This is a genomic window from Nostoc sp. LEGE 12454, assembly GCF_056620565.1.
The window spans coordinates 141,155-167,288 of record NZ_JBWQXL010000002.1; the positions used below are offsets into that span (position 1 = coordinate 141,155).

The window sequence follows — 26,134 nt, forward strand, 5'->3', positions numbered from 1 at the left end:
CTCTGCGTGCCTCTGCGTTTACCTCCGCGCCCCTTTGCGTTTAAATTTCAACCCTCAATTCGCCAAGATTTTGCCAACAGACAGTCTTATCATTTTGAATTGCTTCATAATGTTGTTTTTTTTCCAGTCCGTCGTATAGGTGCAACCAAGCTGTAGAATACAAAATTGCCCCACAACTTGATTAAGAGTAGGGCAAAGGACAGTTAAGCACTGTTTGTAGTCTGTCTGACGGCAGGAAAATTTTAGCCTGCTTTTGTGACGCTTTGTTTTGTGTCCATTTGCGTTGTTTTTCTTCATAAAATTTTATGTTTCCTACACATCGCCCCCGTCGTCTGCGTACTCATCCTCAACTGCGCCGGATGGTTCGTGAAACTGTTTTAACAACAAACGATTTAATCTACCCACTATTTGCTGTACCGGGTGAGGGAATCGCTAATGAGGTGAAATCGATGCCCGGAGTCTACCAACTTTCGGTAGATAAAATTGTTGAAGAAGCAAAAGAAGTTTACGACTTAGGGATTCCTTCTATTATTCTATTTGGTATTCCAGCTGATAAAGATGTGGATGCCACTGGCGCTTGGCATGATTGCGGTATCGTCCAGAAAGCGGCGACGGCGGTAAAAGCAGCAGTGCCAGATTTAGTTGTAATTGCTGATACTTGTTTGTGTGAGTATACTAGCCACGGTCATTGTGGTTATTTACAAACTGGTGATTTAACAGGACGAGTTTTAAACGATCCAACTCTGGAATTGTTGAAGAAAACAGCGGTTTCTCAAGCAAAAGCCGGTGCTGATATCATCGCGCCTTCAGGAATGATGGATGGGTTTGTGCAAGCGATTCGTCAGGGTTTGGATGAAGCAGGATTTCAAGATACGCCGATTTTATCTTATGCTGCTAAGTATGCTTCGGGTTATTATGGCCCATTTCGAGATGCAGCAGACTCGACACCACAATTTGGGGACAGAAGAACTTACCAAATGGACCCAGGTAACGCCCGCGAAGCGATTAAAGAGATTGAATTAGATATCGCTGAAGGTGCTGATATGCTCATGGTTAAGCCAGCTTTGGCATACATGGATATTATTTGGCGCGTCAAGGAAGCAAGTAACTTGCCAGTTGCAGCTTACAATGTTTCTGGTGAGTATGCGATGGTGAAAGCTGCGGCTCTGAATGGTTGGATTGATGAAGAGCGGGTGGTTATGGAAACTTTAACTGGGTTTAAACGCGCTGGTGCAGATTTGATTTTGACTTATCATGCCAAAGATGCGGCAAGATGGTTAAAGTAAGGTGTGCGATTGAATGATGATAAGAATTGAGAAAATCTCACGCAGAGTTGTGTTTTAGTGTTTAGGCGTGAGATTCTTTGTTTATGGCTTGAGCTAGTGCGAAATTCAAACAAAATTTAACTAATCTGCATAGTTTTGTCATACGTGTATTGCAAGTATGATAAAACTATGCTCAGTGTCAGACTCGACGAAGAAACAGAACGGCAGTTAGCCAATATCTTGGCTCATGAGCAAACGGACAACAGTGAGTTGATCGGACGCTTAATTAAGGAGGCAATTTACTGGCTTGATGAACTTCTAATTATGAATTTGAGAAATAACGACTTAAAAAATCTTGCGGAGTTAAAATTGGAATTCCGTTAAATTCTATCAACACCAATAAATCTAAATCACCAGTAACAATTGCTTCAGCATTTGCCGCAACAGCCGCAGCCAAAACTAAATTATCTTTTGGACCGCGTAATTGAGGAGCATCTACAGAGATAGTCGGACAATCATTTGATAAACCCTTGACTACAGAAATAAAATCCTCAACTGTCTAATTTCTTTGTTGTATTCGTAGTTGGAATTTATCACGTTTAAAAGTTGTTTCTAGTTCCAATAATAAAAATTCAGAAGCAAATATATTAATTTGTTGATTTCTTGCTAAACGCAAGGTTTTACCAGGAATACCTCCCTACAACAAAGCTGAAATCCAAACATTTACATCAAGGATAACTCTCATGGATTAGACCATAACTCTTGTCTGACATCCTTGACAATTTCACTAATTTCTTCCAGCGTTGGTTGATTAGGATCGGGTTCTAAATTTTCTAAGCCTTGCAGAAATTCATCTAAATCTACATTCGGGTTACTAATTTTTTTCAACACAATTTCATCTTCTGTAACCGATACTTCATACTCAGTAGACGGCTGAAGCTGTGCTAACACTTCTGGAGGAATTTCTAGCTTTCCATCAGCCGTGACTTTGGCAACAATAGCTATCTTCAGAATTTTAATATTTGAGTCTGATTCGATTTTATCCTTTTATTTGGTTCCGGGGCATTGTCATAAAATCTGGTTTACTCATACATATCTCCACTTGCCGTCTAGGTAAATTATAATTTCATTTTCTTCACCAGCGAGAATTATAAGATTTTTTATTCGTTCATGGATTTGCACCAAAAACACAGGTAAATACATTTTATTAGCCCAAAAACTTAAGATAAATAACGTTTTCAATTGTTCTACAGTAGGTATATTTAAATTATTACTACAACAAATTTTTTACTTACTCTGGTGTGACTGGAGTAAGTTAGTATCTTTCAATCGGGAATTTTTGAGTATATTTTACACAGAAACCTACGTTTTATTACATAGATAAATCAGCCGCATTTGCCAGAGTGTCAGGCGATCGCTCATAAAACATCTAAAATCGAAGTTAAATAGCTTTGATATAGTTATGGCAATCACTCGCTCTATGCTAGGGGCCGTTTATTTAAAAAACCTAAACTCTAACTAGTGCGATCGCTCACTGTATTTGTGACAGCAGCACGATAAAATTCTAAAACCATAATCGTACTAAAAGGTCTAAATGGCAGAAACACTATTCTTCAACGCCTTACGGGAAGCCATTGATGAAGAAATGGCGCGTGACTCCAGCGTATTCGTTCTCGGTGAAGATGTTGGACATTACGGCGGTTCCTATAAAGTTACCAAAGACCTGTACCAAAAATATGGCGAACTCCGCATTCTAGATACCCCCATTGCTGAAAATAGCTTTACTGGGATGGCTGTGGGAGCCGCAATGACTGGGTTACGTCCGATCATTGAAGGCATGAACATGGGCTTTTTACTGCTCGCCTTCAACCAAATATCCAACAACGCTGGGATGCTCCGCTATACTTCTGGTGGTAACTTTAAAATTCCAATGGTAATTCGCGGCCCTGGAGGTGTAGGACGGCAGCTAGGCGCAGAACATTCCCAGCGACTAGAAACCTACTTCCAAGCTGTGCCAGGGTTAAAGATTGTTGCCTGTTCCACACCAAGAAACGCCAAAGGACTGCTGAAATCCGCTATCCGCGATGATAATCCAGTGTTGTTCTTTGAACACGTTTTACTTTACAACTTGAAAGAAGATTTACCAGAAGAAGAATATTTACTACCACTAGATAAAGCAGAAATTGTGCGTGAGGGAAAAGATGTCACAATTATTACCTATTCTCGAATGCGCCATCATGTGCTGCAAGCCGTAAAAACTCTTGAAAAACAAGGATACGATCCAGAAGTTATCGATTTAATATCCCTCAAACCATTAGATTTTGATACCATTGGTGCATCAATACGTAAAACCCATAAAGTCATTGTTGTGGAAGAATCGATGCGAACTGCGGGTATTGGAGCAGAAGTCATCGCCTCAATAAACGATCGCTTATTCGATGAATTGGATGCGCCAGTACTGCGGCTTTCTTCCCAAGATATTCCCACACCTTACAACGGCAATCTGGAACGACTAACAATCATCCAACCAGAGCAAATCGTAGAAGCTGTGGAAAAAATGGTAGCACTGCGAGTTTAGGCACTAAAGACTGACGAGGCAGAGGGGCAGAGGGGCAGAGGGGCAAGAAAAGAATAACAATGCCCAATGCCCCATCCCCAAACTCCCAACTCATAACTCCTCAAAAGAACGCTATTATAGCGTTTGTCAGTTGCGAGTTATGGTATGCAAAGACAGCGATCGCTATTAATTTTGATTTTAGTCCTGATAATCGCCGCTATTACGGTGATTGCCACAATTCCGATACCTCTAGGGCTGGACTTGCGCGGAGGTTCACAACTCACAATTCAGGTGAAACCATCAGCGGATATTCCCAAAATCACCGAACGCGAATTGGAAGGTGTGAAGAAAGTTGTCGAAGGCCGGATTAATGGTTTGGGTGTTTCTGAGCCAGTAATCCAAACAGTCGGCACAGATAAAATATTGGTGCAACTACCAGGAGTTAACGATCCAGAACAAGCTGAACGGGTGCTAGGGGGTACAGCACAGTTAGAATTTCGTACCCAAAAGGCAAATACAGAAACTCAACTACTTGCTTTTCAAGCATCTAGAGCCGAATTGAAATTTAAGCAAGAAGAATTAAGAAAGAGTACCGACAAAGCGGCAATTGTCAAAAATCAAGAAGATTTACAGAAAAATAATCAAGCGATCGCAGAATTGTTTGAAAGCACTAATCCACCACTAATTGGCAAATACCTCAAGGATGCATACGGTGAACCCACTCAAGGTAACAACTGGAATGTTGCTATTCGCTTCGACCAAAAGGGTGGCGAACTGTTTGCCAATTTAACGAAAAATCTCGCCGGTACTGGGCGTAGCATTGGTGTTTTTCTGGATAATGAACTGATCAGCGCTCCCACCGTGGGTATAGAATTTGCCGCTACTGGTATTACAGGTGGTTCTGCCGTGATTACAGGACGTTTTACCGCCCAGCAAGCCAATGACTTAGGCGTGCAGTTACGCGGTGGCGCATTACCCGTACCAGTAGAAATCGCAGAAAGGCGGACAGTCGGAGCAACCTTGGGTAAAGATAGCATTCAAAGTAGTATCTATGCTGGAGTCGGTGGTTTGACTTTAGTATTAATATTCATGGTGGTTTACTATCGACTACCAGGATTGATTGCGGATATATCACTAGTAATTTACTCCCTCTTAACTTGGGCAACCTTTGCTTTGTTGGGCGTTACCCTAACTTTGCCAGGAATTGCTGGTTTTATTCTCAGTATTGGGATGGCAGTTGATGCCAATGTGCTAATTTTTGAACGGACGCGAGAAGAATTGCGGGCGGGTAAATCTCTGTATCGTTCTGTAGAATCTGGTTTTTATCGGGCATTTTCTAGTATTTTAGATAGCAACGTCACTACATGGATTGCTTGCGCTGCCCTGTTTTGGCTGGGGTCTGGTTTAGTCAAAGGCTTTGCTCTTACCTTAGCTTTGGGGGTAGCTGTGAGTATGTTTACTGCAATTACCTGTAGTCGGACATTGCTATTTTTGGCAATTTCAATTCACTCCTTGCGCAAGACAGAACTTTTCTGTCCAAACCTGCCAGCATCAAATAAGGCAGAGGTGACTCAATGAAACTAAGTATTAATAAATCGCGATCGCTTTGGTGGAGTATTTCTGCCGCTATCATCATCGCTGGTATCATCTCAATGGTGATTTCTTGGCAACAACCTAATATTCGCGCACCCTTACGCCCCGGTTTAGATTTTATCGGTGGTACGCGGTTGCAGTTTGTTCGAGATTGCACCAAACCCGGTAACTGCGACAAACCAATTGATATCAACGCTGTCCGGGAAGTAGCAAAAGCGCAGGGACTAGGTGATAGCAGTATCCAACTTGTCTCGGAAAATGGTGCAGAAAATGGCGTACTAATTCGGTCAAAAGATTTGGGTGTCGATCAGCGTACCAAATTACAAAACGCTTTGAGCGAAGAAATCGGCGTTTTTGACCCGCAAAAGAACCAGATTGACTCCGTTGGCCCCACCTTGGGAAAAGAACTGTTTACATCCGGGATGTTAGCTCTGATAGTTTCCTTCATCGGTATTACTATCTACATGACTTTCCGTTTCCAGTTAGATTATGCTGTGTTTGCGATCGTTGCCCTACTCCACGATATCTTGATTACAGTAGGGTCTTTTTCAATTTTGGGTTTGGTGGCGGGTATCGAAGTAGATAGCCTTTTTATCGTCGCCTTACTTACCATCACAGGTTTTTCAGTCAACGATACAGTGGTAATTTACGATCGCATTCGGGAAACCCTTAAAATCCATCCCGAACAGCCGATTGCCGAAATTGTAGATGATGCGGTTAACCAAACATTGACAAGATCGATCAACACTACCTTAACCGTATTACTGACATTATCTGCAATCTTCCTATTTGGCGGGGAAACACTGAAATACTTTTCCCTTGCTTTGATTATTGGCTTCACAATGGGAGCTTATTCGAGTATTTTCATCGCCAGTACTCTTCTAACTTGGTGGCGAGAGCGTAAAGGAGAATCCCAGGTGTTAGACAACGCTGATTCGATTGATACATCTCCTAGTTCCCAGGATAGTTAAACTTGTGTATATTTCACAATTGGGTAAAAGCATTTTGAATTGCTCACCCACGCCTTGCAATTTTATTCCCCTATGGATCAACCGGAAGAACGATTAAATAGTGTCCCAGATTTTGAGAAATCTGACCCATCGTTTGCTCAACAAGTAGAAAGGCTACATCAGCTAACAGTATATGGCAGGTGGCTATTTGTGGGCTGTCTATGGCTGACTGTTGCGCCTGTCTCCTTGTGGGGTCTACGTGGAGAAATTGCTCTGTGGCAACAATATTTTACCTGGGTGGCAGTGAGATTTGGATTGTTCTACCATCCACTGTCTACCTTCGGTCTCGCTTTTTGTCTGGGGATGACTGCTGCTGTTTTAGTTTGGCAAAGTCGGAATATTCTACTCGGACTGCCACCGCAGGAAAAACAACGTTTAGAAAAACAAGTTTATCGGATACGTCAACAGGGAGCAACTCATCCTCTATGGAAGTGGGTTTGTCATTAAATTTTTTTTTCTCTACACGTACAGCAATTTATAGCAAAATATGACTTAACCAAACTAGACATCTGCTGAAAAAGAATGTAGAGACTTAGTAGTGCTAAGTCTCTACAAGACTTCTGAATAATGCATATTTAATTTCATCAAATGTCTGCTCAAAGATACTGCTAAAAGTGAATGCCATACATGAACGATCTTCAGATTAAATTTAGCGATCGCAAGTCTAAAATTGACCTTTATCAACTCCAAGAACTGTTAAACGTTTCCGCTTTCTGGGCAAAGGGACGCAGTATTGAAGACTTAGGTATAGCTATTGCCAATAGTGAGCCAGTGATTTCCGTCTGGAATAGCGATCGGCTCATTGGCTTTGCAAGAGCAACATCTGATGGCATCTATCGCGCCACAATTTGGGATGTTGTGATTCATCCAGAGTATCAACATAGTGGGTTGGGAAGCAATTTAGTAGAAACCGTTTTGAGACATCCTCGTATGAAGTCAGTTGAGCGAGTTTACCTGATGACTACTTACCAACAGGGTTTCTACGAAAAGATTGGTTTTCAAACCAACAGCACCACTACGATGGTGTTACACAATCAAGCTAATCGTGCTTTTGTTTCTGCTACAGAAGTTCAGTTTCAGGAATCACTAGGGGGATAGAGATTTGTAGTCTGGTAAGCTGTTGAAGTGGTTCCTTCACAGTAGTCGAGGGCAAGATTTCTAACTTTCCTCCCATAACTTCCACCAAAGTTTGATTGATTAATAGTCTCATTCCTGGGGAGAGAGCAGCCTTCTTTTGGTCAATCTGGGTCAACCGATCTTCAAATTTGAGCAAATCAATCGGCTCGCTCCAAGGCATAGCATGGGTTGGTAAATCCAGCCAAATGTTTACAAAATTATTTGTAGGTAGAGTGCTAGTGGAAATACAAATGCTGCCTTCCTCCATCTGAGTAATGGCAGTGTCTATTAAACTTATCAATACTTGGCGGAGCCAGAGGTAATCTGTCAAAACATAAATTTCTGAGTCGGCGGGTAATATTTGTAAGGGAAAATTGCGATTTGCCGCCAGCATATAAGTTAAGTCATGAACCTCATCTAAAATTTGGGCTAAGGGTCTGGGCTGAATATCTAATTTATTGGTGCCGTGTTCAGTTCTAGCAACGTTGAGAATTTCATCCATTAGCTTCAACAGCTTCAGCGTTCGCTCGTGAGCTTGAGCAATAAATTCTCGCTCTTCAGCTGGATTTTCACACAAATCTGACAAAATTAATTGATGTAAGCCAATCAAACCATTAAAAGGCGATCGCAATTCATGGGTAGTCCGCGCCAGAAAACCAGCTTTAAACTGGCTCATTTCCCTTGCCATCAGGTATGCTAGCTGTGTTTGCTGTAGCTGTTGCGATATTGGTGGCATATCCTGTTCAACTGATGGCGCTACTGGGGATGAGCTAGATAAAACATTAGGCGATGCCTGCTTTGGGCGTAGCCATCGCCCAAATAACTGACGGAAAACCATACCTAGTGCTATTCCTACTCCTAGATATATCCAGTTGCTCCAATTCATATCTGGCAATTATTAACTTGTTAATTAAGTACAACAGCGCAAACTAAAGTTTCAGATTTCTCTGTTGTTAACACCATGAAAACAACATTATAGCTACCTATACTTGGTTATCACTCGAAATCTATAACTCGATCGCACCTTGTCGCAAAATCTGCCAATTTATCCCTGTCCATTTAGCAACGGTGGAAGGTATACCCATCCCTGGTATTTCACTCTGGTATTCTGTCGTTGCTAAAGTCAGAACCTGGGGAAACTGAGTCTCAATTTCTGTCATTGTTTGCAAAGGCGGCTGACCAGAAAAATTGGCACTAGTGGTGGCAAGAGGGCCTGTTTGCGCCAAAATAGTTTGAGCGATCGCACTGTTTGGTACTCGAATACCAATTGTCGTTGGATCGATGGGATTCATAACTTTTGGTAAGCGTTCACTCGCTGGCAAAACTAATGTCAGCCCTCCTGGCCAATATTTATCTGCTAATTCTTGCCAAACTTTATATTCATTCTCACTACCTTTGACATACGACCACAAATCTTCAGCACTAGATGCCATCAAAATCAAAGGTTTGTCTTGACTGCGTTGCTTCGCTGCAAAAATTAATGCTGCTTTTTCTGGTATTGCTGCAAGTGCCGGAACAGTATCCGTCGGAAAGCTCACCAAAAGACCAGCACGTGCGCCAGCTATTAGATTTGTTAGAGAAACTTGGGTCATGTTTACAAAATTAGGAGTTACAAGTTAGGAGTGAGGAATTTCATCACTCATCACTCCTAACTTTTGTAGGCCAGGGCAAAACGTTCAATTCCAGCTAAATCAGCGTGAATTTGAATCTTACAATAGCTACCTTGATTTTGTAAAAGTTCTCGCACGGCATCCGCTTGTCCAGCCATCATCTCAATTAGCCACACGCCACCCGATTGCAAATAACTGGGGGAGATTTCGATCAAATAACGAATGCAATCTAAGCCATCAGCGCCACCATCCAAAGCCAGATGTGGTTCGTGGTTAAAAACTTCTGGTTGCAAAGTAGGTAAGGTACTGGTGGGTATGTAAGGGGGATTTGATACCATACCGCTGAACTGACCTTTTAAGAATGTCAGTGGCTCCCACCAGGAACCTTGATAAAATTGAATCCGGTCAGCAAGACCCAAATTATCAGCGTTGGTTCGAGCGATCGCCAGAGCTTCTAAACTGTAATCAACTGCATAAATTGTTGCTTTTGGCAAGACATCTGCTAGTCCGATGGCGATCGCACCACTCCCAGTCCCTAAATCCGCCCAGTGTCCTGAAGTATTACTAGCAGATGCTTCAGCTAAATCGATTAAACACTCTGTCTCTGGTCTAGGAATCAAAACCGCACTCGACACCGCAATTTTAAACTGACGCCAAGGTGTAACTCCGGCAATGTACTGCACTGGTAAGCGGTCATTTAATCGCCTCTGCCACAACTGTTCTAACTCTTCTAGCGGCAATTGCAGTTGAATTTGCGGCCAGTTTTTAAAAGACTCCAAACGCAGTGCCAAGCGGTCTAATCCAGCAACTTCCAGGAGCAACCAATCTACTTCCATTGGTGGGACATCAGTGGCGATCGCTGCTTTGAGAGCTGCATTCCGCCACTGCCAAAGTTGTAAACCAGAGACTATCAGATGTTTCTCCCCCATACCTCAACCTTGGAGCGCATATCCGTTATTTTTTCGGAGCGGGGGCAGCAGCTGGCTTGGCAGCGGGTGATTGATTTGGCGCAAGGGAGCGAATAAAGTTGATCGACTCCCGTGATGGATAGAGAACAATTTTATTGATACTAGGATCGCTGCTGCTATTGAGAGCTTCCATAACACCGTACAAATCCACTACCTGAATTTCAGTATTGGCTCCTTCTTTTGGTACGGCTTTTTTGAATTCCTCTAACAGAGCCACTGCTTGTTCTTTCTCAAAAAAGAAAGGGATGTATCGCTCATTACCTTTAGCAAGGGGAATAGTCAGATAGCTATTATCTTTCTTAAATTTTGGTACAAATAGGGGAATACCATTGAATTGCTCTACCTTTTTACCATTTTGATTGAGCATACTTGTTGCCGAGGCTACTTGCTGTTGCGTCGGAACTAAGGTATAAATCACAGAATCTGATTTCTTTTTGCTTTCTTGGACTATTTTATAGTAGTCTGCCAAGGACAAAGGTCTAACCTGTAGAGTGCCTGCTAACTGGGGATTTTCTTTTTTGAGTCGATTGTCAAGGAATTTTTGAGCATCTTGCTTGCTAATAAAAAATCCCACTTGTGACACTGGCTTGGATGCGTTGTTTGCGTTGTTTCTCGAAAGAACTACGAATTCGCCTTTAGGATTGGTGAGCGTGAATACTGGTACTTCTTGGAGCTTTTTCACAACCTGATCTTGTGGCAGAGCGATCGCCTCTAGATTGCCCATTCCTGGTATATTGGCTATTCCTGAAAGCCCTGTTAAAAATACACTGCCAGCTATACCCAATGTTGCGCCTAAGCGAATAAATGATTTCATGACTGCTCCTCGCATCAATAGTCCAATTAAATTAAACAAATGGTTGGATTTGCACAGCACCAACTAGCTTTAGTTATATAGCAATTCATTTTAGTTGTGAAAAATTCATTATGCCCGTTGAGGTTGAGTGTTAAGCGTCAACGGTCAAAATTCAATGTTCCCTAACTATTTAGAGTTGCTATAGTATCGTTTTCACAAATTGGCTGTGCTAACGTTGTGTTTTTCTAGGTTTCGCTTCGCTATTGACCGCGAAATGCCGTAGATGCTTATTATATGTCTTCTCAAACAGCAAAAAGTCTCTCCATCTCTCCAACCTTGGAGATGATGAATGCCATTTTATCGGCTTTTTCTAAAAATAGTTGACGCTATTAGTTAATCAATCGTTCCATCTGCGATTGCTTTAATAGCTTCTCAAATCTATACAAAGCTCAGTGTTAAAAATTACCTTACTACTTAATCGCAAAATTTACCTGTTAAGCCGCAACAGCAGAACAACTTAATTCGTCTTCTGCATAAAAATATCTAATTAAATTGCAGATGTTATTAAATAAAATCTACCTAACTGCTCTAACTGTTAACTATATTAATTAGTTAAATCGGGATGACAGGATTTGAACCTGCGGCATCCTGCTCCCAAAGCAGGCGCGCTACCAAGCTGCGCTACATCCCGTTATACTCATCCGCTTTTTTGGGTTTGGTTTTTAGCTCCCCATCAAAGCGATCGCGCTTTCACAAAAGCGTTAAGGCAATCATATCACATAACCCTGCTGATGCCTAATATATTTATATCTTCTGCAAATACTAGCTAGATTAGATATTTGGACTGATAAAGGTTAAAGGTTTGTCTGCCGACTTAGTTTTACAAGAGATATTACTTGTGCGTTCGTCGGCTAAACCTTGTCAAACCAAATTTAAATAATAGATTTGTACTACTATACCTGATTTTATTGTACGAATCGGGTTTTATTTGGATTGAGCATTAATGAGGATACCAGAACATGCCTTTGATGCCTTCTGGATCGGCCATAAACCCCATAGTTCGGTAGAAATCTACAACATGGGGGTCAGCGAAGAGAGTGACATTACTAATTTCTTCACTCCTAAGTTTTTTGAGAACGTATTTCATCAGCGCCTTGCCCAGTCCTTGACTTTGAAAGTCTGGGTGAACCACTACATCCCAGATAGTGGCATTAAAGGCGTGATCTGAGGTAGCACGAGCAAAACCAATGAGCCGCTTTTGGTTTCCTCTCACTTGCCACATTGAGGCAACGAGAAAACTATGCTCAATAGCTTTTTTTACTTTTCTTAGAGGACGACGCGACCAACCAACTGCATCACAGAGTTCTTCTAGCTCATATAGGTCAATATCTCGTTCCGTGCTGAAGACGATCCGAGCCTCCTTTGAAGCAGCTTCGCTAATACTACTGGGGCTAGAGTTGCCCGCAGTTTCTGCTGTATGCTCTTCAAAGAGATTTGTCCTAGTTGTCCCTACAGATTCAGGAGTACTAAACCAAGTTTTCCAAAAACCCATGCCAACGCGGTTCGGGTAGTATAACTGAATTGGTTTCCACTCTTAGGAGTGTTGATTCACTTTTAACATCGCTACCCCCATTTATTACCCTATTACACTCAAAGTTTTTCGGTTGTTTTCGGGATTTGCAATGGTAACAGCCAGTTAGAGCGTGTTTCACACCAATCATTTTCAACTTTAGCATTTTGTTGTAAAGGCTAGGAGAAATTCACCAAAAGGGTAACGATATAAACAATTCAAAATTTAAAATTCATAATGGAAAAACCTAATCCTGGCAATTGCTCCTATAGAGCTTAAATGCACGTTAGCTTAGGAGTGAATTGTATACACGGGATTGGGCATTGGGTATCGAGAACACTCTTCTGTTGTCTCCTTCTTGTCCTCCCAGTCCTCAATCCTCACAGTCCTTAATACCTAACCCCCAACACCCAGCCCCCAGATGACGAAAGCAAGCGAGTTTTACCCTTAACAATGGCTTCTGGTTTAAAATCTTCGACACTGGAACTCCTAAAGCGCTTTAATCGAGCGTTTCCCCAGTTTTATGAGCAATTCGTCAGTAGTGAAATTCAACTGCAAAATTTGCGGCTAGCCTACCGTCTCTATAAAACTAGACGTGCTGTTATTGAGCTAAAACCGGAAGGTAGCAAAAGTGCCCTGCATTTTGCTTACCGCAACCAGTCTTTTCTCCTCAGCGATATTTTTGGTGTATTAGCAGCTTATGGGTTGACTATCCACGGTCTAAGTCTATACGGTCAAATCCGTCCGCCAATGTTAGTTTTTATCAAACTGTTGGTATCTCGTGGTAGTAAAGCCTTGACCGAGAAAACCGCAGAAAATGTCTGTCGCGCCATTCGCGAGGCTTTAGGAGGTCGGTTTGAGGTAGAAGAGATGTTGGCAGTAGAATTTAATCTTGACACTGGCTTAGAGCAGGTACAAACTGAATTCTATGTCGATCCGGTCTTTCATCTCCCTGCCCTAGTGATTGAAGCTGATAATCAACCAGGATTATTTTATAAAGTGATGTACGCTATCTGGCAGGAAGACCTTTTGGTAGTCAATGCCAATTTACTGGTTTGGCGCGGACGTACACGGCTAATTCTCTACTTGTTGGGGCCAAATGAAAGCCTGATTCCTGAATATCTGGGTCACAAAATTGCTGAAGGAGTGCGACAGAGGTTGCTGGGTAAATGAAAAAAGTGAGAAGTTATGAGTTATGAGTTAAAAATTTCTCACTTCTAACTTCTAACTCTTTCCACTTTAGTATTTAGTCGCACCCGTCCTTAAGGGTACGATACAAGTATGGCAACTATCGAAATCTTGGGCGTTCCACACGCATACGAGCTAACGGCTCCCACTTCCTGCCCCCATGCTTTAGTATTTATCCACGGTTGGCTCAATAGCCGTGGATATTGGCAACCTGTGATTTCCCGCCTATCAAATGATTTGCAGTGCCTGTCCTATGATTTGCGGGGTTTTGGTGAATCCCAATCCCAGGTAAAAACCGATTTTAGTCGAGCACAAACGTCTTTGAGTCTGACGCCCATCTCCAGTAGTACGGTTGACTCATCTTTCGATTCTCTTTATACTCCTGCTGCGTATACTCAAGATTTAGCAGCTCTCCTGAAACAGTTGAATATTAGAAGTGCTTGGCTAATTGGTCACTCATTAGGCGGAACGATCGCTCTTTGGGGAGCAGATCAAATGCCTGAGTGTGTTAAGGGAGTTATCTGTATCAACGCTGGCGGTGGTATTTACCTCAAAGAAGCCTTTGAGCAATTTCGCTCGGCGGGTCAGAAATTTTTGCAAGTTCGTCCGCGCTGGCTGTCCCAAGTGCCTTTGATTGATTTGCTGTTTACCAGAGCTAGTGTAGTTCGTCCTTTAGAGCGCCATTGGGCACGTCAACGGGTAATAGATTTCGTTGTGGCTGACCCAGAAGCGGCTTTGGGAACTTTGTTAGACTCCACAACTGAAGAAGAAATCAATCGTTTACCTGAGCTAGTATCTCAACTGAAGCAGCCAGTTTATTTTTTGGCTGGCGCAGAAGACAAGGTTATGGAACCCAAGTATGTGCGCCATTTAGCCAGCTTTCACAGGCTTTTTCAGTATTGTGGTGACAATGTTCTGGAAATTCCTAATTGCGGACACCTGGCTATGTTGGAACAGCCGGATGCAGTGGCAGATCACATCCGGGCAATAGTCAATAGTTATAGGGTATAGAGCATTGGGCACTTGTACTGAGCGAAGTCGTTGGCGTAGCCTCTCGTAGAGAAGTATTGGGCATTGGGCATTGGTCGTTACAAATGACAAATGACGAATGACTACTCAATAGGTTGATACAACTTCATCACCTGGGTAAGCCCTAACCTAGACTCAACGCCTAGCGTGAGGGGCGATGTATGACCACGGAATAGATGGTCAGCGGCGGCACAGCCAATCATGGCGGCGTTATCGGTACAGAATTTTAGAGGTGGGAATAGGACGCGTAGGTTATGTTTAACGGCGGCGGCTTGGAGATTTTTTCTCAAGCCGCTATTAGCTGCTACACCGCCACCAATGGCAATTGTGTCTAGACCATAGTCAAGGGCACAGGCGATCGCTCTTTTGGTTAGCGATCGCGCTACTGTATCCTGAAAGCTAGCTGCTACATCTGCCACTGGTACTTGTCCACTATCTTTCTCTAACTGCTGCACTAAACGTAATACAGCCGTTTTTAACCCACTAAAACTCGCATCATAACGATGAAACCCCCCACCAGGTAAAGAAACTCTTCCTTCCGGTAAAGCAAAGGCTTGAGGATTGCCCTGCTGTGCCAACTTGTCAATCACTGGTCCGCCCGGATAACCCAACTTTAACAATCGCGCCACTTTATCAAAAGCTTCACCCGCAGCATCATCACGGGTTTGTCCTAATGTTTCGTAATTACCACAATCTTTGACATAAATCAAGCTTGTATGTCCGCCTGAAACCAGTAAGCTAAGAAAAGGGGGATTTAAAGTTGATTCGCTCAAGTAAGTTGCGTAAATGTGACCTTCGAGGTGATGAACTCCCAAAAATGGCTTGTTGTGTACCATTGCTAGGGTTTTGGCAGCAGTTAATCCCACCAATAGCGCTCCTACAAGTCCAGGGGCACAAGTGGCGGCAATTGCGTCAATTTTTCCCCAGTCTAGTTGAGCTTGCTCTAGGGCTTGTGCGATCGCAACATTTATCGTTTCCAGGTGCTGGCGAGAGGCTACTTCTGGTACTACGCCGCCGTACTGCTGATGGACTGGAATTTGCGAGGATACAATACTGCTGCAAACTTTACGATTGTTAACAATTGCGACGGCTGTTTCATCACAACTGGTTTCTATTGCTAAAACGGTTGTCATTGAGAGTAATCAGTGCTGGGTGCTGAGTCTGGAGTCCTGAGTAATAGAGAGAGAGAGAAAATCTTGCTTCTTTACTACCCTACAACAACAATTCTTATACTTAGCGCTTCTTTTTGGGCATTCAGCACTCTATTTTGGTTGAGAAGCTTTAACTTTTATTTACTTAAACTTTACTCGGTTCCCACCCAAGAGTATGATGACTTCCTAGTTATGCAAATAAACAACTGTACAAGCCGCTTCGTTTTGTACAAAGAACTTCTTGTTTTGTAATAAAAGGAAACAACTCTATGCGACGATTGTTTGCTTTGATGTTAGCGATTAGTCTTTGGTTCAACTTTGCCCCCCCAGCACAAGCTTTAGGGGCGAATTTGACACCGTGCAAAGACAATCCCGCTTTTCAACAGCTAGCTGCTAATGCCCGTAATACCACTGCCGATCCCGAATCTGGGAGAAAGCGGTTTGAGCGTTATTCTCAGGAGCTGTGCGGCCCTGAAGGATACCCCCACTTGATTGTTGATGGTAGTCTAAATCATGCTGGTGACTTTTTGATCCCTAGCATTTTGTTTCTATATATTGCTGGTTGGATTGGCTGGGTAGGTCGTGCCTATCTGCAAGCGGTCAAAAAAGACCCGAACACTGAACTAAAAGAAATCCAAATCGATCTTGGTTTGGCACTACCCATAATAGCGTCAGGTTTTACTTGGCCAGTAGCAGCAGTCCAAGAACTTCTGTCTGGAAAATTAGCAGCCAAGGATACAGAAATCCCTATTTCTCCACGCTAAATCAGCTTAACTAATTCATTCGTTTTGGAGACTAAATTCATGGCAGACAAAGGCGATCAATCAGCTTATTTGATTAAATTCATTACCACAGCGCCTGTAGCAGCTACCATTTGGCTGACCATCACAGCAGGTATCTTGATTGAATTCAACCGCTTTTTCCCCGATCTACTTTTCCACCCACTACCATAAGTGTCAAATAGGATTTAGGACTGTTGAATCAATGTCTTGTTTTTTGCTTAATATTGTGTAGTTGATGTATTCAGCTTAGTTAAGCAGAATTATCACTAAAATAGTCGGCAAAAATAGTTTTTTGAAACTCGTGATACTGTTTACAGATCGCGAGTTTCACGGTTTTAAAATAAGCTAAATTAACTTTTCTAAACTTCCTAGCAAAAAGACATCTTTAGCGACAATTATTATTAATATAAAAATGCCACCATTTTAATTTAGAGGCGAACATAAAATATGGCACAAGCAGTAGATGCATCAAAGAATCTTCCCAGTGATCCTAGAAATCGGGAAGTTGTTTTTCCCGCATTTGGCGATCCACAGATAGGCAACCTAGAAACCCCGGTTAATTCTTCTCCCTTGGTCAAGGGGTTTATTAATAATTTACCTGCTTATCGCCCAGGTCTGGCTCCTGCTAGACGCGGTTTAGAAGTTGGTATGGCTCATGGTTACTGGCTATTTGGACCCTTTGCCAAATTAGGGCCACTGCGGGACACAGATAATGCTAACTTAGCTGGGTTACTGTCAGCCATTGGCTTGGTTGTAGTTCTCACAGGCGCTCTATCGCTGTATGCAAATAGCAATCCACCCAAAGCACTTCCTAGTGTTACCGTACCCAAGCCTCCAACAGATGCTTTTAACTCTAAAGAAAGCTGGAACAACTTCGGCAGTTCTTTCTTGATTGGTGGTATTGGTGGTGCAGTAGTTGCTTACTTTTTGACTAGTAATTTAGCACTAATTCAAGGTCTATTTGGTTAATTACTAGGAGTTAGGAGTTAGGAGTTAGGAGTTTAAATTCATAACTTCTAATTCTTAACTCCTAATTTATTTAAACAAAACAGCTTCAATATCATTTAAAGCAGTTTCAAAATCGTCATTAACGATTCTAATGTCAAATTCATCTGCGGCTTGAATTTCTTCTTGGGCACGGAGCAGACGACGGGCGATCGCCTCTTCAGAATCTTGGGCACGAGAGCGTATTCGTTTCTCTAATTCATCAAAGGAAGGCGGTAAAATAAAAATGCTGAGGGCACTGGGGAAGGAAGCACGAATTTGTCTTGCCCCTTTTAGTTCAATTTCCAGCACCACCAACTTACCAGCATGAATTTGGTTAAGTACTGCTTCACGGGGTGTGCCGTAATAGTTACCAGCAAATTCTGCCCATTCTAAAAATTCACCTTCAGTAACTAATTGCTCAAACTTACTGCGACTGATGAAGTAATAACTTTTGCCATCGATTTCCCCTGGACGGGGAGAACGAGTTGTCACGGATACGGAATAATAGAGTTCTGGATGACGCTTTAGGAGCGATCGCATTAAAGTGCCTTTACCGACCCCACTGGGGCCAGTTAAAACAATTAGCCTGCCTAAATGTAAGCATTCTTCGGTAGTCGCACTACTCTGGATGGGTAAAACTGGCATCATCCCTTCAACCTGTGAATCAATCAATACATATTATTCATTAGTCTGGTGTTCCTGGTCTAGTCCACTGGTGACTAAAGAATTTGTAGCAAGAGTGACAGAAAATTTGTCTAATTCACATGGTACTACCGATACGGTGCAAAGAGGAGTAGGAAAAACCCACTGCTAGTCAATTATCTACAGTTTGATGCTCGCGAGAAATCACAAAGCGATTCGCTACCGTTTCTGGCTGAATCGCTGACAGAATTACGTGGCTGGAATCGGTGATAATTACAGCCCTAGTCCGACGACCGTAAGTTGCATCAATCAGTTGACCTCTGTCTCGTGCATCGGTAATAATCCGCTTAATCGGGGCAGACTCTGGACTGACAATGGCAACGACTCGGTTAGCAGACACTATGTTACCAAAGCCAATGTTGATTAACTGAATGTCCATAAAAAACTGACGCTAAACGCGGTTTGATAAAGCTTGAAATAAACTTCTTTCCATGTTATCGCCAAAAAACGGGAGTTACAACGCTTAAATTCAAGCCAATCTGCGTTTTTAAATAATGTCTGCTTCTTTTAGCTATTATTAGCTATTTTTCCTAAAAATATTCCTAAAGATACAGGCAAAATCATACTGATACGAGCTAGTTAGGTGATGTATCTTCTATGAAAATAACTAGTACCACAAGAGGCGAATTCAAAATTCACAATGAGGCTTGCGGACTCGCGAACAAAATTCAAAATGAATACGGCGTAAGCATTTTACTGATTTGAAATGGGTAGTTTATTTACGCCGTGCTGTAAAAAGTTAGCTTACCCTTAACAAGGGGCTATACCGCGCCAGAGCATTTCAAAAGAAGTAAATAACTTTCAAACTTGTGTTATTGTTCATTATCCAATCTTTGAATCTTCTCAATCAAACTATCCTAATCAAGATGTTCTAAATCTCGTTCTTGTAATTATTTCAATATAGTTTCTAACCAGAAGTGATAGTCCTGTTTATAGAAAATTTGAGTCAGTATTTTTAGACATTACTTAATATTCTTCTAATTTACGAAGATTGGGAATTAGGTTTTAGTGACGTAAACTTCCAGCTTCACAATCGCGCAACCAAGCTTTAACTCCTTGGGCAACAGTACCATTACTACTATCGCGTGGTGGAGATAGTGGCTGCTGTTCTGAATAGGAACCAACTTGAGAAAACATCATCACTAGTTGCCAACCACTTTTAGTTTTAGTCAATAACAGCCAGTGAAATTCTTGCAATTCTACAACTTTCTTATCTATGTACTGCCGCTCCAAGGTAGTAAAGAAAACTTGCTCAACTCCTGATGCAGCACTTTTAGACGCATCTGCACTATATTCTTCAAGGTTAAGGGGCAGAGGAGTAAACTCAGGTTTTCCTGCCACTAACATATAACTGTAAATCTGACTGCTTCTACTGAGGCGGCGGGCGCGTTGACTAGCGCGATTGGTATAACTAGGTAATTTTTGCAGTAGCTGTATAGTTAATGTTTCTAAATTTTGTTCAGAACACAAAGACTTCGCGCCACTGTTGACATTTTCCGTTTCTGCTAGCGCCGAGGGTTTAGGGGTGGGGTTTATCGAGAAGGCTGGGTAAACAAAGCTATTTGATACTACAACCCAGAAGCCACAAGCAAACAGGAAACTATAATTTTTCTGACTGAGCGAAGAGGCAAGATTGTTCTCCCCTACACCCTGTACTCTGAGTGTCTCACTGACTCTTAACTTCATGCCACCGTGGTTAACTCCTCAGAAATCCTCTTCCAAGCTAACTCAGGCTCAGTAGCAGCGGTGATGGGACGCCCAATCACTAGATAATCTGCACCGGCAATAATTGCTTGGGCTGGAGTGAGCGATCGCTTTTGATCGCCAATATCAGCCCAAGTTGGTCTAACCCCCGGACAAACTAGCAAAAAGTCATTTCCACAAGTTTGTCGTAGCTGTGCCACCTCTTGAGGCGAACAAACTACCCCATCCAAACCAGATTCTTGAGCGAGTAGGGCCATTTCTAGAGCATATTCTGGCAATTCTAGGGGGATTTTTAAATCAAATGCCAACTGCCGAGCAGAGATGCTCGTTAGCAGGGTAATCGCAATTAACTTTGGTGGTTCTACACCTGCTTTTGCAGCCCCTTCCTGTGCCGCCTCAGTTGCGGCTTTCAGGGCATCTCTACCAGCAGTAGCATGAATTGTCAGTAAATCCACTCCGTATCTAGCTGCACTCCGGCAAGCACCAGCAACGGTATTGGGGATATCATCAAACTTTAAATCCAAGAAAATGCGCTTTTGCCGAGACTTTAACACTTCCAGAATTTTCGGGCCAGTGCTGGTAAACAACTCTAAACCGACTTTCCAGAAACTAACTTGCGGTAGCCGATCTATAAGAGCGATCGCACTTTGTTCATCCGGGACATCCAAAGCCACAATAACTCGTTGTTCTACCTGTTCCCTATTCCCCATTCCCCACTCCCCATTTAAGGTACTAAGCGCACAAACTTATTTTTCCCGACTTGTAAAACTTTACCTTGTAATTCACCAGGAGCATCGAAAGTGGTATCAGCATCAGTGATGCGATCGCCATCTAGGCGCACTCCCCCCTCTTGAATTTTCCGCTTTCCTTCCCCTGTACTTTTGCACAAGCCAGTGACATTGAGAATATACGCTAACTTAGTAGGGAACTGCTGCACGCCAGCTAGAGAGAATTCTGGAACTGCACCTTCTTTGCCGCCGCTTTGGGCTGCTTCTTTTGCCTCTTGGGCTGCTTGTTCGCCGTGGTACTGTTTGACAACTTCCCATGCTAAAAGTGTTTGGCGATCGCGAGGATTTTCTGGCAGTTTATCCAAAGGTAAATCCGTCAACAGTTCAAAATACTGTTTTAGGAGATTATCGGGAACTCCTTGCAACTTTTGATACTTTTGTCCTGGGTGTTCTGATAATCCGATATAATTACCTAAAGACTTAGACATTTTTTGCACGCCATCCGTGCCAATCAAAATTGGCAGCAGCATTCCAAATTGGGGCTTTTGACCAAAATGGCGCTGTAAATCTCTGCCTACAGCAATATTAAATTTCTGATCGGTGCCGCCTAATTCCACATCTGCCTCAACTGCAACCGAATCAAAACCTTGCATTAACGGGTACAGGAACTCATGGATAAAAATTGGATTCTCTTTTTTATAGCGATCGGCAAATCCTTCCTTCGCTAACATCTGCCCCACCGTCATCGTGGAGAGTAACTCCAAAATTTTCTCTAAGTTAAGCCCAGAGAGCCATTCGGAGTTATAACGCACCTCTAACCTTCCTGGTGTGTCAAAATCCAAGATAGGACGTACTTGATCGAGATAAGTCTGAGCATTTTTAGCTACATCTGCTTCTGTAAGCTGACGACGCACTTCAGATTTACCAGTTGGATCGCCAATACGCGCTGTAAAATCGCCAATAATTAAAACTGCTGTATGACCTGCATCTTGAAAACCTCGCAGTTTTCGTACTGGTATGCTATGACCTAGATGAATATCAGTACCAGTAGGGTCAATCCCTAATTTTACTCTTAAAGGTTGGTCTGTAGTTAGTAAGAGCCTTTCTAAACTTTCGCTGTTAACATCATCTGATTGTGGGAATACTTCTACTACACCACGACGCAACCAAGCAAAATCTTGCGTCATACTAAGAGACTGATTATTAGCTATGTTTTGCACACTAGAAGTTAAGTTGGTTATATTCACTGGCAATTTATCCACTTTCTCATCTGCCAAACTACTATAATTGCAAAAAACTAACCGCCTTGCTTCACCCAATCAATTACAGTTAAATTTACAAGTGAGGAAGTGAAATAGCCGTGTCGTCGTCTAGGACTTTTGAAGATAAACAGCCACAGCGTCGGGCTTCATCAGGTTTTGAGTTTTTGAAAGGAGTCGGTCAGGTAACTGGCGGTACTTTACTCTCAATCACCATGCTGGCAAGTTCCATTGTAGCCGGAGGACTGGTTGGTTTAGCCATCAGTTTCCGTAATTTGCCAGATGTGAGACAGCTACGTAACTTCTTTCCCTCAGAAACAACTTACATTTATGACGTTAAAGGCAAACTTTTAACGAGTATTCACGGGGAAGCCAACCGCGAAGTCGTACCCTTGGATAGAATTTCTCCGAACTTAAAACGGGCGGTATTAGCAAGTGAAGATAGTCACTTCTACGATCACCACGGTATTAACCCTACTGGTGTTGGCCGGGCTATAGTAGTGAACGCTGTAGCAGGTGGAGTCAAAGAGGGTGGCTCCACTGTTACTATGCAGTTGGTAAAAAACCTGTTTTTGTCTCAAAAGCGGGCCTTTACCCGTAAGTTAGCAGAGGCTGTGCTAGCAATCCGGTTAGAACAAATTCTCACTAAAGACCAAATATTAGAAATGTACCTCAATCAGGTTTATTGGGGTCATAACAATTATGGTGTACAAACGGCAGCCCGCAGTTACTTTAATAAATCATCAGAATATTTAAGCTTGGGTGAGTCAGCAATGATGGCGGGTTTGATCCAAGCACCAGAAGAATTCAGCCCGTTTGTGAGCATGAAGTTGGCAAAACAGAAACAAAAAGAAGTGCTGGGACGGATGCTGGAATTGAACTGGATCAACCAGTCAGAATACGACAATGCCCTCAAGCAGGAAATCAAACTTGGGAGAATCAAATCCTTTCAAGGTAGTGCCCTACCCTATGTAACTAATACCGTAGCGCAGGAGTTGGCTAAAAAGTTTGGGCGTGAGACACTACTCAAAGGTGGGATGCGGGTACAAACTACAGTTGACGCCAACTTCCAAATCATGGCTGAGGAAACTGTCGGTAAGTGGCATAAGTCACTGCTTGGGCAAGGATTATCTAAGAATCAAATCGCCTTGGTAGCAATTGATCCGCGCACGCATTTTATCAAAGCACTGGTGGGTGGTGTAGATCCTAAGATCAGTGAATTCAATCGTGCAACTCAAGCTCAACGCCAGCCAGGTTCTTCTTTTAAACCGTTTGTATATTATACTGCTTTCGCTACTGGGAAGTATGGCCCAGACTCAACGGTGGTAGATGCCCCAGTCAGCTATCGAGATGGTGACGGTTGGTACTTCCCCAGAAATTATGATGGGGGTTTTAGCGGAGCTATGCCAATCCGCACAGCTTTAGCCCAGTCACGTAACATTCCTGTGATCAAGATTGGTAAGGCTGTGGGGATGAATAGAGTCATAGAAACTTGCCGTACCTTAGGTATTATGAGTCCGATGGAACCTGTTACCTCCCTGCCTCTGGGTGCAATTGGTGTTACTCCTCTGGAAATGGCTAGTGCTTATGCTACCTTTGCTAATTATGGCTGGCAGTCTCCACCCACTGTAATTGCCCGTGTCACCGATAGTAGTGGTAATGTGTTACTAGATAACACCCCTAAACCCCAGCTAGTTTTAGACCCTTGGGCATCGGCAGCTATTATCGATGTGATGCGAACGGTAGTTACTAGTGGTACAGGTAAAGGTGCTGCCATAGCTCGTCAAAGCGCTGGGAAGACGGGTACAACTTCCTCAGAAAAGGATATCTGGTATGTTGGCACTGTGCCACAGCTAACCACTGCGGTTTGGGTAGGGAGGGATGACAATAGACAATTAGCTAGCCGTGCTACAGGCGGTGGTATGGTTGCTCCCATTTGGAAAGATTTTATGGAGAAGGCACTTAAGAACGTACCCGTAGAAAACTTCAAGTCACCTTCCCAGTTTTCTCGTCCCAAGTCACAATAATTTAATTTTAGATTTTGAATTTTGGATTGCCAATGAATCCAAAATCTGTATTGGAAAGTTGGAGCGCCGACTTCTGGCGATCTGACTTTCCACAAAATCTAAAATTAGACTAGGGCTGTTTTTCTAGCTCGGCTTTCATCCGTTCTAAAGTCAGGTGCATTTGGTCAAACATTTGTTGCGGGGTGACACCGAACTGACCTAATTGCGTTTTCAGTTGTTCTACTGTCATTTGTGCCATGAAATCTTCTGATAGCTCGAAGCGCTTCATAAAGATGCGGTACCGATCCATCATGGTTTCCATTTGCTCAATAAACAGCTTTTTGCCATCGCGGTCAAATTTGCCGTAGCTGTTGCCAAGCTTGATCAGCGCTTGATAATCCTCAAACAGCTGTTTTGCTTCTTGCTGAACTATTTCAGAATCGAAGAATCCCATATTGCTTATATTAAACTGAGCGCCCAGACTCAGTAGCTTAATAGTTTTACTTCTATTTATTATTTTAGTCTAGGGGAGTAATCTAGTCACGAAGCTTCGGTTTTGGTACGGTTTGTTACCGAAATTTCAACACTTGACTTGAGAAGGTTTCCCCTTGTTAAATCGACTTAATAAAGCCGCGATACTCAGAGCTTTAGCTATTGATTTAGGATTAGTATTTTCGCCCGGTTCAATTTTCAGTCTGGTAGCGTATTTCTGAGCTAGTGAATCTTGCGGGTTAAGTTTTAATGCTTGACGGATGTAAACCCTGCCCATCCCGAGAAATTTCTGTTTGAGATGTACTAAACCTAATAAGGCATAATAGTCGCTGTTATTTGGCTCTAACTTGATGGCATCGCGCAGTTCTTGCACGGCTAGGGCCCAATTAGCTAGCCTGACGTACTCAATCGCTCGCTGGTAGTGACGTTGGGCATAGTTTGTTAAAACTGGTTTGACATTAGTTTCTTCATTAAATGTCAATTCAACTGGCTTGACTTCTACTTCAGGGATGATGGGAACAACTTTTTGCGGGAGAAATAGGTCAGGTTTATGCAACTGTAAATAAACTAAATTCAGTATACTAATTTGTTGCGTAACTTGATAAAACTGATGGAGTGATTTGTATTGGGCTTCTGCATAGGAAGCGATCGCTTCTTCATAAAACAATTCTGCTTGGGGTGCAGACATTTCTATAATTTCCTTAGCTATGGCACTTTTCCCACACAAAGCTTGCTGCTGTAATACTCTTGCGTCCGATCGCAGCATAGCTATAGCAATTAAACGCTTGTGTCGATTTTTGAGTTGTTCGTAAGCTGGATTGATTAAATGGCTAAGTATTGCCGTTGCTAATTCTTCGTCTGGATTGCAGCTTTTAGCATAGCGATCGGGATGTAGCAGTTTCGCTAAAGTGTGATAGCGTTTAAAAATCTGGCGATCGTCAGCACTCACAGAAATTCCTAGCACAGCGTAAGGATCGCAAAGCTGTTTAAACCATTCTGGCGGTAGGAAGGTCTGTGACATTGTAGTAGTCTAGAGCCGTTAAAAACTTAAAATTAGCATCAAAGCTCAATGCACAGTCATGTGAAACTTACTCAAATTTCTTCAAATATTAAATTGTGGGGCTTACCACCCAAAAGTCGGCAGGGCAAAACAAAGTAGTTGACTAAAATGAGTAAGTTTTGAATTATCTGTGTGCCTTTTGGCTGTCTTATTGTAGGAACTATGGTATTCGTATATTTATTAGAAATATGTTGACTAAGCGCAAAAGCCGAAGTGTTGCCGCTGTTTTAGCTTTTTCTGGCACGCTGACAATTTCAGGATTACATAAATTCTACCTGGGACAGCCGCTGTGGGGTGTTTTGTATGTGTTACTTTCCTGGACACCTATCCCCAAGGTAGCTAGTGCGATTGAGGGAGTTTGGTATTTAGCCCAAGACGAAGAAGCTTTCGATCGCAATTTTAATCTCGGCAAGTCAGTAGCGAGGACTTCACAAAAGGCGATTAATCAGGTAGGAGCGATCGCTGATGCAATGCGGGAATTAGATGCTTTGCGCCAAGATGGACTGATTTCAGAGTATGAATTTGAACAAAAGCGCCGCCAATTGCTAGACCAGATTTCTTGAG

The 26,134-nt window shown here is 42.6% G+C and carries 30 protein-coding genes and 1 tRNA gene; 14 read left to right on the forward strand and 17 right to left on the reverse strand.

Annotation, left to right across the window (positions count from 1 at the left end):
* The first annotated feature begins 305 nt into the window (after window positions 1–305).
* Together hemB and AC1F2U_RS02750 are read left to right on the forward strand one after the other, a co-directional pair.
* On the forward strand, window positions 306–1,286 hold the full coding sequence (hemB, locus tag AC1F2U_RS02745) for a porphobilinogen synthase (RefSeq protein ID WP_335158304.1): 981 nt from the start codon (window positions 306–308) through the stop codon (window positions 1,284–1,286).
* A gap of 168 nt (window positions 1,287–1,454) precedes the next feature.
* A complete protein-coding gene (locus tag AC1F2U_RS02750) occupies window positions 1,455–1,649 on the forward strand; it encodes a hypothetical protein (protein WP_480259743.1) in 195 nt (64 codons plus the stop codon).
* On the opposite strand, the gene AC1F2U_RS02755 is transcribed toward AC1F2U_RS02750, so the two are convergent.
* From AC1F2U_RS02755 to AC1F2U_RS02765, 3 genes are all read right to left on the reverse strand, one after another.
* Window positions 1,588–1,809, reverse strand: coding sequence for a putative toxin-antitoxin system toxin component, PIN family (locus AC1F2U_RS02755; protein WP_480259957.1), 222 nt, complete (start codon window positions 1,807–1,809; stop codon window positions 1,588–1,590). The genes AC1F2U_RS02750 and AC1F2U_RS02755 overlap by 62 nt on opposite strands.
* A gap of 197 nt (window positions 1,810–2,006) precedes the next feature.
* On the reverse strand, window positions 2,007–2,216 hold the full coding sequence (locus AC1F2U_RS02760; RefSeq protein WP_480259744.1) for a hypothetical protein: 210 nt from the start codon (window positions 2,214–2,216) through the stop codon (window positions 2,007–2,009).
* Window positions 2,217–2,351: 135 nt separating this feature from the next.
* A complete protein-coding gene (locus AC1F2U_RS02765) occupies window positions 2,352–2,549 on the reverse strand; it encodes a DUF6888 family protein (protein WP_480259958.1) in 198 nt (65 codons plus the stop codon).
* A gap of 310 nt (window positions 2,550–2,859) precedes the next feature.
* Between AC1F2U_RS02765 and AC1F2U_RS02770 the strand changes: the two genes are divergently transcribed.
* The 5 genes from AC1F2U_RS02770 (at window position 2,860) to AC1F2U_RS02790 (ending at window position 7,523) form a co-directional block, all read left to right on the forward strand.
* A complete protein-coding gene (locus AC1F2U_RS02770) occupies window positions 2,860–3,843 on the forward strand; it encodes an alpha-ketoacid dehydrogenase subunit beta (RefSeq protein ID WP_099100369.1) in 984 nt (327 codons plus the stop codon).
* A gap of 144 nt (window positions 3,844–3,987) precedes the next feature.
* The gene (gene secD / locus AC1F2U_RS02775; RefSeq protein ID WP_480259959.1) at window positions 3,988–5,400 is read left to right on the forward strand and encodes a protein translocase subunit SecD; all 1,413 of its coding nucleotides are present in this window, start codon (window positions 3,988–3,990) and stop codon (window positions 5,398–5,400) included.
* Window positions 5,397–6,386, forward strand: a complete 990-nt coding sequence (gene secF / locus AC1F2U_RS02780) for a protein translocase subunit SecF (RefSeq protein WP_480259745.1) — start codon at window positions 5,397–5,399, stop codon at window positions 6,384–6,386. Before secD ends, secF begins: the two co-directional genes overlap by 4 nt.
* Window positions 6,387–6,458: 72 nt before the next feature.
* Window positions 6,459–6,872 carry a hypothetical protein gene (locus AC1F2U_RS02785; protein ID WP_480259746.1) on the forward strand — a complete coding sequence of 138 codons (414 nt, stop codon included), beginning with the start codon at window positions 6,459–6,461 and terminating at the stop codon, window positions 6,870–6,872.
* 180 nt (window positions 6,873–7,052) lie between these two features.
* On the forward strand, window positions 7,053–7,523 hold the full coding sequence (locus tag AC1F2U_RS02790) for a GNAT family N-acetyltransferase (protein ID WP_480259747.1): 471 nt from the start codon (window positions 7,053–7,055) through the stop codon (window positions 7,521–7,523).
* Here AC1F2U_RS02790 and AC1F2U_RS02795 read toward each other — a convergent pair.
* From AC1F2U_RS02795 to AC1F2U_RS02820, 6 genes are all read right to left on the reverse strand, one after another.
* Complete coding sequence (locus tag AC1F2U_RS02795; RefSeq protein ID WP_480259748.1) at window positions 7,486–8,427, reverse strand: sensor histidine kinase; 942 nt, start codon at window positions 8,425–8,427, stop codon at window positions 7,486–7,488. The two genes, AC1F2U_RS02790 and AC1F2U_RS02795, sit on opposite strands and share 38 nt — an antisense overlap.
* Before the next feature lie 121 nt (window positions 8,428–8,548).
* A complete protein-coding gene (locus AC1F2U_RS02800) occupies window positions 8,549–9,133 on the reverse strand; it encodes an L-threonylcarbamoyladenylate synthase (protein ID WP_480259749.1) in 585 nt (194 codons plus the stop codon).
* A gap of 56 nt (window positions 9,134–9,189) precedes the next feature.
* Entirely contained in the window at window positions 9,190–10,080 is an 891-nt protein-coding gene (gene prmC / locus AC1F2U_RS02805; protein ID WP_480259750.1) for a peptide chain release factor N(5)-glutamine methyltransferase, read from the reverse strand.
* 25 nt (window positions 10,081–10,105) lie between these two features.
* The gene (locus AC1F2U_RS02810) at window positions 10,106–10,933 is read right to left on the reverse strand and encodes a Tic22 family protein (protein WP_480259751.1); all 828 of its coding nucleotides are present in this window, start codon (window positions 10,931–10,933) and stop codon (window positions 10,106–10,108) included.
* 596 nt (window positions 10,934–11,529) lie between these two features.
* Window positions 11,530–11,603 (reverse strand) — tRNA-Pro (locus AC1F2U_RS02815).
* A gap of 309 nt (window positions 11,604–11,912) precedes the next feature.
* The gene (locus AC1F2U_RS02820; RefSeq protein ID WP_322671979.1) at window positions 11,913–12,464 is read right to left on the reverse strand and encodes a GNAT family N-acetyltransferase; all 552 of its coding nucleotides are present in this window, start codon (window positions 12,462–12,464) and stop codon (window positions 11,913–11,915) included.
* A gap of 471 nt (window positions 12,465–12,935) precedes the next feature.
* Between AC1F2U_RS02820 and AC1F2U_RS02825 the strand changes: the two genes are divergently transcribed.
* Window positions 12,936–13,655: a hypothetical protein gene (locus tag AC1F2U_RS02825; RefSeq protein WP_012410214.1), complete on the forward strand. Its 720-nt coding sequence runs from the start codon at window positions 12,936–12,938 to the stop codon at window positions 13,653–13,655.
* 108 nt (window positions 13,656–13,763) lie between these two features.
* Window positions 13,764–14,681, forward strand: coding sequence for an alpha/beta fold hydrolase (locus AC1F2U_RS02830; RefSeq protein WP_480259752.1), 918 nt, complete (start codon window positions 13,764–13,766; stop codon window positions 14,679–14,681).
* Between the two features lie 101 nt (window positions 14,682–14,782).
* On the opposite strand, the gene tsaD is transcribed toward AC1F2U_RS02830, so the two are convergent.
* A complete protein-coding gene (gene tsaD / locus AC1F2U_RS02835; protein WP_480259753.1) occupies window positions 14,783–15,832 on the reverse strand; it encodes a tRNA (adenosine(37)-N6)-threonylcarbamoyltransferase complex transferase subunit TsaD in 1,050 nt (349 codons plus the stop codon).
* A gap of 287 nt (window positions 15,833–16,119) precedes the next feature.
* Here tsaD and AC1F2U_RS02840 point away from each other — a divergent pair, with 287 nt between their 5' ends.
* From AC1F2U_RS02840 to AC1F2U_RS02850, 3 genes are all read left to right on the forward strand, one after another.
* Window positions 16,120–16,614 carry a Photosystem I reaction center subunit III gene (locus AC1F2U_RS02840; RefSeq protein ID WP_480259754.1) on the forward strand — a complete coding sequence of 165 codons (495 nt, stop codon included), beginning with the start codon at window positions 16,120–16,122 and terminating at the stop codon, window positions 16,612–16,614.
* Between the two features lie 39 nt (window positions 16,615–16,653).
* Window positions 16,654–16,803: a photosystem I reaction center subunit IX gene (gene psaJ, locus AC1F2U_RS02845; protein WP_334842806.1), complete on the forward strand. Its 150-nt coding sequence runs from the start codon at window positions 16,654–16,656 to the stop codon at window positions 16,801–16,803.
* Between the two features lie 276 nt (window positions 16,804–17,079).
* Entirely contained in the window at window positions 17,080–17,601 is a 522-nt protein-coding gene (locus AC1F2U_RS02850; protein WP_334842804.1) for a photosystem I reaction center protein subunit XI, read from the forward strand.
* Between the two features lie 66 nt (window positions 17,602–17,667).
* Here AC1F2U_RS02850 and gmk read toward each other — a convergent pair whose 3' ends face one another.
* From gmk to tyrS, 5 genes are all read right to left on the reverse strand, one after another.
* The gene (gene gmk / locus AC1F2U_RS02855) at window positions 17,668–18,267 is read right to left on the reverse strand and encodes a guanylate kinase (RefSeq protein ID WP_480259960.1); all 600 of its coding nucleotides are present in this window, start codon (window positions 18,265–18,267) and stop codon (window positions 17,668–17,670) included.
* 166 nt (window positions 18,268–18,433) lie between these two features.
* Window positions 18,434–18,700 (reverse strand): extracellular matrix/biofilm regulator RemA, encoded by a 267-nt coding sequence (gene remA / locus AC1F2U_RS02860; protein ID WP_041233849.1) that lies wholly within the window; start codon window positions 18,698–18,700, stop codon window positions 18,434–18,436.
* A 626-nt stretch (window positions 18,701–19,326) separates the two neighbouring features.
* Window positions 19,327–20,007: a hypothetical protein gene (locus AC1F2U_RS02865; RefSeq protein ID WP_480259755.1), complete on the reverse strand. Its 681-nt coding sequence runs from the start codon at window positions 20,005–20,007 to the stop codon at window positions 19,327–19,329.
* Window positions 20,004–20,735 carry an orotidine-5'-phosphate decarboxylase gene (gene pyrF, locus AC1F2U_RS02870; protein ID WP_480259756.1) on the reverse strand — a complete coding sequence of 244 codons (732 nt, stop codon included), beginning with the start codon at window positions 20,733–20,735 and terminating at the stop codon, window positions 20,004–20,006. Before pyrF ends, AC1F2U_RS02865 begins: the two co-directional genes overlap by 4 nt.
* Window positions 20,736–20,749: 14 nt before the next feature.
* The gene (gene tyrS, locus AC1F2U_RS02875) at window positions 20,750–21,940 is read right to left on the reverse strand and encodes a tyrosine--tRNA ligase (RefSeq protein WP_480259961.1); all 1,191 of its coding nucleotides are present in this window, start codon (window positions 21,938–21,940) and stop codon (window positions 20,750–20,752) included.
* Window positions 21,941–22,113: 173 nt separating this feature from the next.
* Between tyrS and AC1F2U_RS02880 the strand changes: the two genes are divergently transcribed.
* A complete protein-coding gene (locus AC1F2U_RS02880) occupies window positions 22,114–24,039 on the forward strand; it encodes a transglycosylase domain-containing protein (RefSeq protein ID WP_480259757.1) in 1,926 nt (641 codons plus the stop codon).
* 109 nt (window positions 24,040–24,148) lie between these two features.
* Here the strand turns inward: AC1F2U_RS02880 and AC1F2U_RS02885 are convergent, their stop codons facing one another.
* Together AC1F2U_RS02885 and AC1F2U_RS02890 are read right to left on the reverse strand one after the other, a co-directional pair.
* The gene (locus tag AC1F2U_RS02885; protein WP_094349476.1) at window positions 24,149–24,472 is read right to left on the reverse strand and encodes a DUF1825 family protein; all 324 of its coding nucleotides are present in this window, start codon (window positions 24,470–24,472) and stop codon (window positions 24,149–24,151) included.
* Between the two features lie 126 nt (window positions 24,473–24,598).
* Window positions 24,599–25,531, reverse strand: a complete 933-nt coding sequence (locus AC1F2U_RS02890; RefSeq protein ID WP_480259758.1) for a J domain-containing protein — start codon at window positions 25,529–25,531, stop codon at window positions 24,599–24,601.
* 227 nt (window positions 25,532–25,758) lie between these two features.
* Here AC1F2U_RS02890 and AC1F2U_RS02895 point away from each other — a divergent pair, with 227 nt between their 5' ends.
* The gene (locus AC1F2U_RS02895; RefSeq protein WP_480259759.1) at window positions 25,759–26,133 is read left to right on the forward strand and encodes an NINE protein; all 375 of its coding nucleotides are present in this window, start codon (window positions 25,759–25,761) and stop codon (window positions 26,131–26,133) included.
* Window position 26,134 lies beyond the last annotated feature (1 nt).

Coding starts and splice junctions, on each gene's coding strand:
- AC1F2U_RS02750 (WP_480259743.1), top strand. CDS start 1,455: ATGCTCAGTGTCAGACTCGACGAAGAAACAGAACGGCAGTTAGCCAAT.
- secF (WP_480259745.1), top strand. CDS start 5,397: ATGAAACTAAGTATTAATAAATCGCGATCGCTTTGGTGGAGTATTTCT.
- tyrS (WP_480259961.1), bottom strand. CDS start 21,940: ATGACGCAAGATTTTGCTTGGTTGCGTCGTGGTGTAGTAGAAGTATTC.
- AC1F2U_RS02770 (WP_099100369.1), top strand. CDS start 2,860: ATGGCAGAAACACTATTCTTCAACGCCTTACGGGAAGCCATTGATGAA.
- AC1F2U_RS02865 (WP_480259755.1), bottom strand. CDS start 20,007: ATGAAGTTAAGAGTCAGTGAGACACTCAGAGTACAGGGTGTAGGGGAG.
- secD (WP_480259959.1), top strand. CDS start 3,988: ATGCAAAGACAGCGATCGCTATTAATTTTGATTTTAGTCCTGATAATC.
- remA (WP_041233849.1), bottom strand. CDS start 18,700: ATGGACATTCAGTTAATCAACATTGGCTTTGGTAACATAGTGTCTGCT.
- AC1F2U_RS02810 (WP_480259751.1), bottom strand. CDS start 10,933: ATGAAATCATTTATTCGCTTAGGCGCAACATTGGGTATAGCTGGCAGT.
- AC1F2U_RS02890 (WP_480259758.1), bottom strand. CDS start 25,531: ATGTCACAGACCTTCCTACCGCCAGAATGGTTTAAACAGCTTTGCGAT.
- prmC (WP_480259750.1), bottom strand. CDS start 10,080: ATGGGGGAGAAACATCTGATAGTCTCTGGTTTACAACTTTGGCAGTGG.
- hemB (WP_335158304.1), top strand. CDS start 306: ATGTTTCCTACACATCGCCCCCGTCGTCTGCGTACTCATCCTCAACTG.
- AC1F2U_RS02795 (WP_480259748.1), bottom strand. CDS start 8,427: ATGAATTGGAGCAACTGGATATATCTAGGAGTAGGAATAGCACTAGGT.
- gmk (WP_480259960.1), bottom strand. CDS start 18,267: ATGATGCCAGTTTTACCCATCCAGAGTAGTGCGACTACCGAAGAATGC.
- AC1F2U_RS02800 (WP_480259749.1), bottom strand. CDS start 9,133: ATGACCCAAGTTTCTCTAACAAATCTAATAGCTGGCGCACGTGCTGGT.
- AC1F2U_RS02790 (WP_480259747.1), top strand. CDS start 7,053: ATGAACGATCTTCAGATTAAATTTAGCGATCGCAAGTCTAAAATTGAC.
- AC1F2U_RS02820 (WP_322671979.1), bottom strand. CDS start 12,464: ATGGGTTTTTGGAAAACTTGGTTTAGTACTCCTGAATCTGTAGGGACA.
- AC1F2U_RS02840 (WP_480259754.1), top strand. CDS start 16,120: ATGCGACGATTGTTTGCTTTGATGTTAGCGATTAGTCTTTGGTTCAAC.
- pyrF (WP_480259756.1), bottom strand. CDS start 20,735: ATGGGGAATAGGGAACAGGTAGAACAACGAGTTATTGTGGCTTTGGAT.
- AC1F2U_RS02785 (WP_480259746.1), top strand. CDS start 6,459: ATGGATCAACCGGAAGAACGATTAAATAGTGTCCCAGATTTTGAGAAA.
- AC1F2U_RS02850 (WP_334842804.1), top strand. CDS start 17,080: ATGGCACAAGCAGTAGATGCATCAAAGAATCTTCCCAGTGATCCTAGA.
- AC1F2U_RS02885 (WP_094349476.1), bottom strand. CDS start 24,472: ATGGGATTCTTCGATTCTGAAATAGTTCAGCAAGAAGCAAAACAGCTG.
- AC1F2U_RS02895 (WP_480259759.1), top strand. CDS start 25,759: ATGTTGACTAAGCGCAAAAGCCGAAGTGTTGCCGCTGTTTTAGCTTTT.
- tsaD (WP_480259753.1), bottom strand. CDS start 15,832: ATGACAACCGTTTTAGCAATAGAAACCAGTTGTGATGAAACAGCCGTC.
- AC1F2U_RS02825 (WP_012410214.1), top strand. CDS start 12,936: ATGGCTTCTGGTTTAAAATCTTCGACACTGGAACTCCTAAAGCGCTTT.
- AC1F2U_RS02830 (WP_480259752.1), top strand. CDS start 13,764: ATGGCAACTATCGAAATCTTGGGCGTTCCACACGCATACGAGCTAACG.
- psaJ (WP_334842806.1), top strand. CDS start 16,654: ATGGCAGACAAAGGCGATCAATCAGCTTATTTGATTAAATTCATTACC.